This is a genomic window from Vibrio sp. YT-19(2023), from assembly GCF_033337395.1.
On the sequence record NZ_JAWOQN010000500.1, the window covers coordinates 1 to 699 of the forward strand.

Here is a 699-nt window from a genome sequence, read left to right on the forward strand (position 1 = left end):
GTTCCTAGCGAAACCCTAAAATACACGGGCGGATCGGTTCAAGTATTTGAAGGTTTGGCTGCGTACTTTGGTTTGCCAGAAATATTGATGAACCGCTTCGTAGGCTTGGTATCCTTCACCGCTATGTTTGGCTCTCTACTGATGTGGACAGCAACGCCAGTGAAAATCTTCTTCTCTGAGATTCCAGAAGGCATTTTTGGTAAGAAAACCGTAGAGCTGAACGAAAACGGCGTACCAGCTCGCGCAGCTTGGTATCAGTTCCTTATCGTTATCCCATTGATGATCATCCCAACATTAGGTTCTAACACCGCTCAAGATCTGATGAACACCGTGAGCAACATGACCGCAGCGGCATCCATGCTGCCACCGCTGTTCATCATGCTGGCGTCCCTGAATCTGGGCTTGAAACTGGATCACGTCGAGCGTGATTTCAGAATGGGCTCACGCAAAATGGGCATTGCTACTGTATCGGTACTGATCGCTATCTTTACGGTTGGTTTCTTAGCATCGACCTTCCCTACAGGGGCCGACATCATGACCATCATTTTCTACAACGTTGGTGGTATCGTGATTTTCCTTGGCTTTGCTTGGTGGAAGTACAGCCAATACGAGAAATCATTGAATCAGGAAGAGCGTATAAAAGAAGCCGCGCCAGCTTCGCAAGCGGTATAACATAGACTCTCAATGACAAACATTCTG

At 47.5% G+C, this 699-nt stretch carries 1 pseudogene; it reads left to right on the forward strand.

Annotated elements, in window-relative coordinates:
• Positions 1-672: pseudogene (locus tag R7E78_RS26755) on the forward strand (amino acid permease); the annotation flags it as partial.
• Between the last annotated feature and the right edge of the window lie 27 nt (positions 673-699).